This is a genomic window from Dehalobacter sp. (assembly GCF_030063005.1).
GTDB classification, from domain to species: Bacteria; Bacillota; Desulfitobacteriia; order Desulfitobacteriales; family Syntrophobotulaceae; genus Dehalobacter; species Dehalobacter restrictus.
Genome location: NZ_JAPDHR010000022.1, coordinates 1 through 9,059, shown reverse-complemented (window position 1 = coordinate 9,059; position 9,059 = coordinate 1). Strand labels below are relative to the sequence as shown.

General features: G+C 40.7%; 12 protein-coding genes, 1 pseudogene and 1 riboswitch. All 13 genes and pseudogenes read right to left on the bottom strand.

Annotated features, from left to right (window positions below):
* Positions 1–205 precede the first annotated feature (205 nt).
* A riboswitch (cyclic di-GMP riboswitch) is annotated at positions 206–294 on the bottom strand.
* A gap of 184 nt (positions 295–478) precedes the next feature.
* The 13 genes and pseudogenes from OKX56_RS07695 to OKX56_RS07635 all read right to left on the bottom strand — a co-directional run bounded on the left by OKX56_RS07695 (position 479) and on the right by OKX56_RS07635 (position 8,938).
* The gene (locus tag OKX56_RS07695) at positions 479–946 is read right to left on the bottom strand and encodes a beta-ketoacyl-[acyl-carrier-protein] synthase family protein (RefSeq protein WP_287896095.1); all 468 of its coding nucleotides are present in this window, start codon (positions 944–946) and stop codon (positions 479–481) included.
* Positions 947–1,618 (bottom strand): annotated as a pseudogene (locus OKX56_RS07690) (beta-ketoacyl synthase N-terminal-like domain-containing protein); the annotation flags it as partial.
* A 120-nt stretch (positions 1,619–1,738) separates the two neighbouring features.
* Positions 1,739–2,122, bottom strand: coding sequence for a hypothetical protein (locus tag OKX56_RS07685; protein ID WP_287896092.1), 384 nt, complete (start codon positions 2,120–2,122; stop codon positions 1,739–1,741).
* Positions 2,123–2,281: 159 nt separating this feature from the next.
* Positions 2,282–2,821, bottom strand: coding sequence for a DUF2115 domain-containing protein (locus OKX56_RS07680; RefSeq protein ID WP_015045267.1), 540 nt, complete (start codon positions 2,819–2,821; stop codon positions 2,282–2,284).
* A 28-nt stretch (positions 2,822–2,849) separates the two neighbouring features.
* Positions 2,850–3,287: a MarR family winged helix-turn-helix transcriptional regulator gene (locus tag OKX56_RS07675; protein WP_287896091.1), complete on the bottom strand. Its 438-nt coding sequence runs from the start codon at positions 3,285–3,287 to the stop codon at positions 2,850–2,852.
* Positions 3,288–3,343: 56 nt separating this feature from the next.
* Positions 3,344–3,952 (bottom strand): GNAT family N-acetyltransferase, encoded by a 609-nt coding sequence (locus tag OKX56_RS07670; RefSeq protein WP_287896090.1) that lies wholly within the window; start codon positions 3,950–3,952, stop codon positions 3,344–3,346.
* A complete protein-coding gene (locus tag OKX56_RS07665; RefSeq protein WP_287896089.1) occupies positions 3,949–5,016 on the bottom strand; it encodes an epoxyqueuosine reductase in 1,068 nt (355 codons plus the stop codon). Before OKX56_RS07665 ends, OKX56_RS07670 begins: the two co-directional genes overlap by 4 nt.
* 11 nt (positions 5,017–5,027) lie before the next feature.
* On the bottom strand, positions 5,028–5,543 hold the full coding sequence (locus OKX56_RS07660; protein WP_015043297.1) for a nitroreductase family protein: 516 nt from the start codon (positions 5,541–5,543) through the stop codon (positions 5,028–5,030).
* 17 nt (positions 5,544–5,560) lie between these two features.
* Entirely contained in the window at positions 5,561–6,079 is a 519-nt protein-coding gene (locus OKX56_RS07655; protein WP_081580515.1) for a flavodoxin family protein, read from the bottom strand.
* A 295-nt stretch (positions 6,080–6,374) separates the two neighbouring features.
* Positions 6,375–6,887, bottom strand: coding sequence for a DUF2284 domain-containing protein (locus OKX56_RS07650; RefSeq protein WP_021315341.1), 513 nt, complete (start codon positions 6,885–6,887; stop codon positions 6,375–6,377).
* Positions 6,888–6,980: 93 nt separating this feature from the next.
* On the bottom strand, positions 6,981–7,292 hold the full coding sequence (locus OKX56_RS07645) for a DUF6951 family protein (protein ID WP_021315339.1): 312 nt from the start codon (positions 7,290–7,292) through the stop codon (positions 6,981–6,983).
* A gap of 105 nt (positions 7,293–7,397) precedes the next feature.
* A complete protein-coding gene (locus OKX56_RS07640; RefSeq protein ID WP_051014025.1) occupies positions 7,398–7,865 on the bottom strand; it encodes a MarR family winged helix-turn-helix transcriptional regulator in 468 nt (155 codons plus the stop codon).
* Between the two features lie 143 nt (positions 7,866–8,008).
* Positions 8,009–8,938, bottom strand: coding sequence for an alpha-hydroxy acid oxidase (locus tag OKX56_RS07635; RefSeq protein WP_287896085.1), 930 nt, complete (start codon positions 8,936–8,938; stop codon positions 8,009–8,011).
* Positions 8,939–9,059 lie beyond the last annotated feature (121 nt).

Below are 9,059 nucleotides of genomic sequence, written 5' to 3'. Positions count from 1 at the left end.
TATTCATACAACCACTCCGCTTTGGTTGAAAAAGTGTGCAAACTTTTTCAACTTTTTCAACCATATTTATTGTGATTGTACTATCTTCAAGGCTACAATTCTATGTGATGGTGTCTTTGACGCTTACATTCTAAAAAATTTATTATCGTTTACATAAAAATCAAGACCTGCTGCAAAAATGGGCAGGTCTTGACGCATGTAATCTCACGGTAACCAGGCTGTCATAATGTTTAGAGCACCTTAGACCCTACGGCATTGCGTCCCTGCCTTTAGGCAGGTTTGCCCTTAACATTATTTGTTTTTTAAATCTTTTAAAATACCGCATAATTGCAGTTGATGCCACCCTTGGTGTATATCGTGGCAAAGTTCATACTGCAGATTCAAACATATTCTAGATTCTGATATAAAAAGTTTACGGTATTGCCGATATCCACAGCATCGGTCATCAAACATTGGACGTCATCATCGTCCAGAAACTCTATTTGATATACTTTTTTAAGAGCAATGAAGCGTTATGGCCACCAAATCCAAAACCATTTGATAAGGCATAATTTACTTCATGTTTGATTGCCTTATTAGGCACATAATCCAAATCGCAATCCTCATCTGGCACAGTTAAATTGATCGTAGGAGGTATCATGCCCTCCTCTACAACTTTCAAAGTTATGATAGCTTCTATTCCTCCAGCTGCACCAAATAAATGACCTGTCATGGACTTTGTAGCATTGACTTTTATACGGTAGGCATCTTCTTTAAACAATGCTTTAATCGCCTTTGTTTCAGATTTATCTCCCTCTGGAGTACCTGTTGCGTGTGCGTTAATATAATCGACCTGTTTAGGTGATATTCCTGCCATATCAATCGCTGATTTCATTGCTCCTTCTGCCCCTTGATAATCGGGGCTTGTAATATGGTAGGCGTCAGTAGTCGCGCCGTATCCAACAATTTAACCAAGTATCTTAGCTCCGCGATTTTGGGCATGCTCCAATTCCTCCAGGAATAAAATTCCCGCACCTTCCGACATTACAAATCCATCCCTCAATTTATCAAAGGGACGGCTTGCCTGTTCTGGGTTCTCATTATTTGTGGACATCGCATGCATATTGGTAAATCCGGAAAATGCAAATGTATTGATTGCTGCTTCAGATCCGCCAGCTATCACCGCATCTGTATAGCCGTGCTTGATACTTAAAAACGCTTCTCCAATAGCCTGATTGGATGTTGCACAAGCCGATACCGGAGAAAAACTTGGCCCCGTAAAGCCTGTTTTAATGGCTATAATACCCGCTGCCATATTGCCGATCATCATAGGAACCATAAAAGGGGAAACATGCCTGTTTCCTCTGGTCATAAATTTTTCGTGATTTTTTATTATTGTCTTAATACCGCCAATACCTGAGCCTACATAGATACCGACTCTGTTTTTGTTAAAATTTATATCCTGTACATTTGCCATTTCAATTGCTTGTTTTGCTGCCGCATAAGCATATTGGATGAATAAATCATATCTATTTATCTCTTTTCCATCAAAGTAATCCTTGGAAGAAAAATCTTCGATATATCCGGCAATACGGGAAGGAATTTCCGAAAAAGACGAATCAGAAATCCTCTTTATTCCGCTCTTTCCGCTTGTGCTTTATGAGGCGCAGAGCATATTCAGTAATTTCGTCTTTTTTTACAGTCACAATTTTAAATTTTACTCAATTTGCCTCAATTAACTCCGTATTATTTGTATTTTCTAGATAACAGAATTGTTTCGAGAAAAGCTTTTGGTATAACCAGCGGCTTTTGCCGCATGACGCTGGGAAACTTCACCAATAGGAAGAGGTTTTGACTGATCTCCTGGGAAGCTCGGGGCGGTCTCCATTGATTTGCAGTTAAATTTCCTCTCGACAAACCGGGCAACTTTGTGACTGGAGCTATGTATAAATTCCACGAAATCTATTCTACCGCCAACCGCCACAACAAGATCTTCACTTTCACAGCTGGATCCTTCTCTAAATGCCATAACAATCAGAAAACTTACAATCAGGGAATATAGAATCCAGTTTCGGACTAAGTGGGCTATTATAGTCAGCGGCGTTACCAATTCGTACGTCATCAATACCCAAACTGAAAACATAATCTCTTATATTTCCTTTATTTTATTCGCTTTGTTAATATCCATAATATATTACCTCCTTACAAGATATGATATTACTTAGCACTGAATACTCTATCAGTGCTAAGGTATAAGTGTAGCCATCTGGTGGTCTTTGAACCATGCCAATGTAAGTTTATATCAGTCATTTTTTAGTTCAGTTATATCTCTGCAAACACAATAAATGCATAAAGATAATTTTCCCTTAATTTGAGCTCTTCGCATAGGACAGTAATATTTATCGTTTTGCTTAATGATTTTCTCTGTTCCTTGCATAATCATTCCCAACGGGTGAAGCGGTTTTTTGCTTATGAAAGCCAAATAGGTTGAGATAATTCTAATATATTGTTTTAAGTCTATTTGTCCGGGAGCATTTTCGTCCATATAAATCTCTATACGATTCGAAAAATCTTCTATCAAATGTGGATTGATGTCCTCCGGATTATTTACATTTTCTTTTCTTATGATCTCGAAGTAATTACTTAAGTTATAGTTGGACATTAAATTACTTATATATTCTATACTACCTGGTTCAAAGACCTGATTAGTAGATTTATTGAGGTTTAGAAAGTTTTCGATATGTAGAGATTCGGCTTCATTTTTTATTATTATAAATAGATCCTGAGTATTCATAATTCTCGCCATTTTCAATTTAACAATTTCACGTTCATTTTTTATCATAAAGCACCTCCACAATAAGACAGATAATTCAAATAGTCTCTATCTCAGATAATAATGCTGCGAGATTCTTTACATTATCTTTTCCAAGCCTTTGTTCAATAAATGCCTGGGCTTCCTGCCAAAGTAGCTCTGTTGAGTGATAGCGTTTTATACCTTCATCAGTCAATTGGAGGTGACGGTTACGTGTCCCTCTTGGTGAGATATCAATAATCAAGTCTTCTCTTTCAAGCGGCTCGAGATTTCTTACAAGAGTCGTTCGATCAAGTCCGACTTTCAAAGCTAAATCACTTACGCAAACAGGACTCAAAAGTTTAATATTTTGTAGTAGTGAGAATTGACCAGCAGTTAACCCTTTTGGGGATAGTTTTTGATTATAAATTTTTGTTATTACCAGAGAAGCCCGACGCAAATTTTGGCAGGCACACGTTGAGGGCCTTCTTTCAGTAATTTGGCTTTTCTTATCCATAAACTTCTCATCCTATACAAATTGGTGTATATACTGTTTCTCCTTAACTGTAAGTATTAATCTTCTTGGGGAAACCTGATACTTCTTGCTTTATATACTGCCTGGATAAAACCTCCGAATACATCGTGGCTGAAAGTAAACCCTTGGTTTAGATAGAAACGAAGCGCGGTGTCATTCCCATTGGAAACATAAATAAAAATCAGATATATATCATCAAAGCTTTCAAGCCACTCCATTGCCATGGTGAATAATCTTTTGCCAAGACCAATCCCACGGTACTCTGGCCGAAAAAATAGATTTCTCACACTACCAATCTTTTGAGGCTTGAGCCAGTCAGGATAGAACCCTTGCACTGTTTCTCCTTCCGAAACAGGAGCCCATACGGGAATACTGTTGTTCTTAGCGTTCATTTCATCAACGGTAGAAAAAATATATCCAATAGGAATACTATTGTGTTTTGCTACAATCACCTGTCTTCGAAGAGCTTCATTATAGGATTTTTTCATCCTAGTATCAAAGTTCATATGATTAAATGCTTCAGGAATCAGCTTCGCCTTAGACTTTTGATAGGCCATTAGTTCACCGCACAAATCCCTACATTGCTCAATATCTCCATCATCAAGAATTTCCAAGGTAACATCGCTACCAATATACTGATTGTTCATTTCATGCTCCTTTCCGGTGCAGGGAGCAATGTCTCTGCAAATAATTCACTACAAACAAGTTGCGCCATTTCGCGAATTTTCTCATTTTCATTTTTACAAGCCGCCAAAATATAAGTCTTATAGCGATCATCATAATTGTTGCGCATATAGTTTAATGCATTTACTTTCCATTTCCATAAATCATCAGGCTTCAAATAGAAAAATTTTGGCTGCACGTTCTGCTTGTAAAAGTCCTCATTCATACTCATGATCTTCTCAGGGATAAGATGTGGAGTTATTTCAGATACACCTGGGAAATCCTCAATCCCCTCCAATTTACCTTTATTCATAGGGCATACTTCCTGGCATATGTCACATCCATAAAGGCTATGGCCGAAGGTTTTGCTTAAAGGTTCGTTAGGCAGATCAAGTAACCCAATATTTGTCAGATACGAGACGCATTCAGTCGGTGACATGGCATACGGCGCAGAAAGTGAACCTGACGGGCAGGCTTTAATGCAGCGGTTACAGTTATCCGAACATTTCGGGAGGTCAACTTGCCCTATCAGTTCCAGCCTTTGGTCAATGATCCATCCCTGTAAAGTCACCCATGATCCGGATGATTTCGCATAGAAAAAATTGTTCCTGCGGATCATTCCGAGGCCTGCTTTCATCGCCGCCCATCGCAGGCCAATCAGCCCGAATTTGCGTTCATTGGCAAACCGGAGGCCCAGTGTCTGCATAAAGCTTTCCATTTCAAGGCCGGCCTGAAACTCCCGCGTGCTTTTATCAATACGGGTGTCAAACAAATAGTGTTTTCCGATGTTGCCCTGTATTTCCTCCGGAACAACGTATTTGCCGTACTGCTCGATGACTATGACCACAGATTGTGCCCAAGAGAATGATTCTCGCGGATCAATCAGCCGGTACTGTCTTTGGTAGAATTTTTCGGACTGGGGGACTTTCTGCACGCGCTCGTGCATTCTCAGCCCATATTCGCTCAGCTTTTCGAGTGGGACTATGCCGCAATCCTCGTAACCCAATTCAAACGCTTTCTCTCGGATCATCTGCTCAAGATTTGCCATCACAATGTCACCTACAAATTTTCATAGGCTACGATTTTTTCAAGGGTCTTTCGCCGTTTATCGTGATTTTCCGGAGTGATTGGCTCGTCGGCCGCATATCCAACCGCCAGAATATTGATCGGCTCCAAATTCTCGGGCATCTGAAACTCAGTTCTCAAAACAGCAGCGTCAAAAGCGCATATCCAACAGGTGCCTAATCCTAAGTCGGTCGCCTGCAGCATCATATGATCTGTCACGATGCTCGTGTCGATATCAATCATCGACTTGCCATCCTCCTTCACAGCGGCCTCTTTGTGATCGCCGCACGCGATAACCACAAGTGGCGCGCTGTAGATATTCGCCGCCTTTTTCACTTTTTCGAGCCCGGACGAGCTTTGGACAACGATCAGCTTAATCGGGCGGCTATTGTGTGCCGAAGGTGCCACCCTTCCTGCCTCAAGAATTTTCTGCAGTTTTTCTGCCTCAACCTTTTCGCTTGTATATTTCCTTACGGAACGACGATTTGTCACAAGATTTAAAAAATCCATCTCTCATTTCTCCTTTATTACCTGATAAAATTGGTTTGTATTTTTTCTTCCGCCTGGGGTGCGGGAACGGCCTGTTTGCCTGCATCAATCACTTTCAGTTGCCACGCCATTGCCCTCGCATTTTTCCGAACCGTCTGTATGCCTTCCTTATCCTGCAGTACCTCTCCTTCAGAGAGCCCAAAGACGGTCATCCAATATTGAGACGGCGGCATTATCGTCTCGGAGAGCTCCAGATAATTCTGCAGCTGCCTATAAACATCCACTCCTCCGGCCCGCCTGACCACAGAAACCGCCGTCGCAACCTTGTACCTGAAATAGGCCCTGCTTGAAAAAAATACTCTGTCCAGAAATGCTTTTGTAGTGCCAGCGATGCCGCCAAAATACGTTGGCGACGCGAGAATAATCCCGTCGGCTTCGCGCATTCTCGCCGCAGTTTCGTTGACGGCATCGTCCTTGAAAACACATTGATTGCCCTGAGATTTGTTAAAGTATCCGCAGCCACTGCAGCCGTGAAGCAACTTGTCTCCAACTTGGATGACTTCTGTTTATATTCCTTGTTTATCAAGCTCTTCACTCATTAGGTTTAGGATTATCGCAGTATTCCCTGCGCTATTCGGACTTCCGTTAATTGCAATGACTTTCATTATGTATACCACCTTTACTAATTTTTAACAGCACTTTCGAAAACAAGCAAAAATCCATAGTACTTGATCCCTCCGATCTATAGTGAGAACACTCAATGATAATGTGTATAGCTTGCGTTATAAGGTAGTTGCCATAGCAAATAAGTCTGTTCTCTCAAGTGATTGGCCTGTGGACTTATTTGTCTTATCAATAAAATATCATGCTGAAATAAGTTAACGTCTCGGGCCCATTATTATATTTAATACCGCAAACTTTGGCCGACTCCGTAACCAGAATTCCGTAGCTCTCTGTCGCAGGATGCATACGTTCAGGAAACCTGCAAGGCTTATCCGGATAGGTGCATGTATTGCATACCGTACACCCTTCCGTTGAAAGTACCAAAGCCACAGGATATTTTGATTGGAAGATTTTCGCGACTTTATCGGTAACCCTCTCGTGCATTATTCTGTCGTCCTTCCATTCTTTAACATCAAACATATCTTTCAGATGGTACATTGTTGTGAATATGAACACATTCTCATACTCATTGCATCGCGCTTTACACTGCTCGACAGTTCCGACGGCCGGTGGACAGGCCCATGTGGTGCCATACATTCTGCATGTATTTTTTTCACAGATATTCCTTACTACATTGGAAAAAACGATATTTTCCGGCTTTGCAAATACGTGCTCAGCCAAATTGAGCTTTTCTTTCTGCAATAATATTTCACTTTCTATTATTAAAACGCTCCCTCTCTTGTCCATCTTGTTTTATTACAATTGATATTGTTAAAGGTATGGTATCTCTTGCTATTAAGTAATCTCTATAACCACATTCCGGGGCAGAGCAAGTCCGCAGGCAACTTCAATGGCTTTTATAACTCCACAGGGAACAGGGCAAGCACCATGGGGACAATACTCCCGAAATGAACTATAAACCAGACCTTCGCCGATTTTCCCAAAGCATTCTTTATATGCATCAACTTGTTTAAGTTCACTTTTTAGAGTACTGAAGTTGGGACATTCTGAATCGATCAAAAGTTGAGCATGTCGGCCATCATCAGATAGTGCATCTACTGTTGTGCAAAAGCCACAGATACCAGCATGAATTTTGATTTGTGCCATATGAAATTCATCTCCGTTCTAATTAATGTGTATATACACACTTAATACATAATAAAACGCTGACTTTTATTTATCAGCAACAATAGTTTAGGCTTGTTTGTAAATTCAACGAAACTTGACTAAATCCATGTAGATTTCACGAATCCAAAGATTCCAGCTTTTGAAGAATAGTATCAAACATACGTATTTCCTCATCTGAGAGCAGTTTTTTATCGCCTGCTGCGCCTGTTCCCAGTGAGGGCGGGCCTCGTCCAACGATTTCAAACCTTTTGTTGTCAATGTAATCGTATATGCTTTTGAGTGCTTTCCGCTAATACTTTCAACGAACTCTTTATCTTCAAGCAACTTTATATTTCTAACGAGAGTTGTGTGGTCTAAGCGGCAAGCTTCTGACAAATCTACCATAGTGATTGATCCCACGCTTTTCATTTTTACCAATAGTGCGTATTGAGTTGCTTTAAGCCCACTCGGCTCTAAAATCTTGTCATAGAAGTGGGTTACTGCTCGTGATGCACGTCTCATTTTGTTGCATTGGCATTCGTTAGGTCCAAAATACATATCTACATCTACCATAATTTCACCTACAAAAATATGATCTTATTTTTAGTGTATATACACATATCGTATTATAACAATGCGCTTTAAGTATGTCAAGTGAGAATAGAAAAATAAATAAGCTATCAGAAACCGACTTATTTGACAATGCTTTTGTTTTTTTAGCGCCATATTATATCAGGATCGATGTTATCACAATCAGCAGTACCAGTAACATTCATAATCATCTGAAGTTCCTCGGTTATTCCTTCAATAACCTTCCTTACACCATCGGCACCATCGGAAGCCAGACCGGTCATAACCGCCCTTCCGACTGAAACAGCCTTTGCACCAAGCGCCAAGGCTTTAAATGCATCAGTTCCGGTACTGATGCTGCAATCAACAAAAATAGGTATTCTCCGGTCGATGATCTTTGCAATGCGCGGCAAAATCATAAGGGGAGGCACCGCATAATCCAAAACGGAGCCGCTATGATGGGAAACAACAATCGCTGCCGCACCCACTTCCAATGCTTTTTTAGCGTCTTGCTCACTGAGAACCCCTTTTAATACAAAGGGCAATTTAGTCGCCTTTACATAGCTTTTGATATCATCCTGTGTTTTTGGACTCACAGGATAAGATTGGGCATAACCTCTATTTTTTTTGCTTCCAAACACGAAGTCTATATCCATCCCAACAGCCAAAGCACCGTATTTTTCCGCCTGAAATATTTTTTCAAATATCAAGTCTTTGTCTGAATATGGCTTAATGATTTTGACGGTCTTTGCCCCTGTCTCAATTATTGCCTTTAGTTCCTGTTCATTGCCGATGCCAGACCACATCACTGCGCCAGCCGCCGCTCCTTTTGCAACCTCAACCATCCCGTTTGGACGAATATTATCCAGTCCCGACAAAGCGGCTACCATCACGGGAGTCGCGAAAGATTCTCCAAAAAGCCCCATCTTTGATGAAGATTCTATAGAATCTATTACTCGCATTTCGATCAGCAACGAGTCGATATAGTCACGTGTTATCCTGGAAGAATTACCCGGAGCCGCTGTATATCTACTGCTCATTCCTTTTTCTTGCAGCTTTTTTTCTCCGTCATTCATATAAAGTCCCATTCCTTTCGCTGTGCTCAAGGCACAAAAATTTAATGAAAGTTCCCCCTGTGGTATAATTTAATAGGATAAGCAGATACACTACAGAGCACGGGGAGGTGAGTGGTGTAGG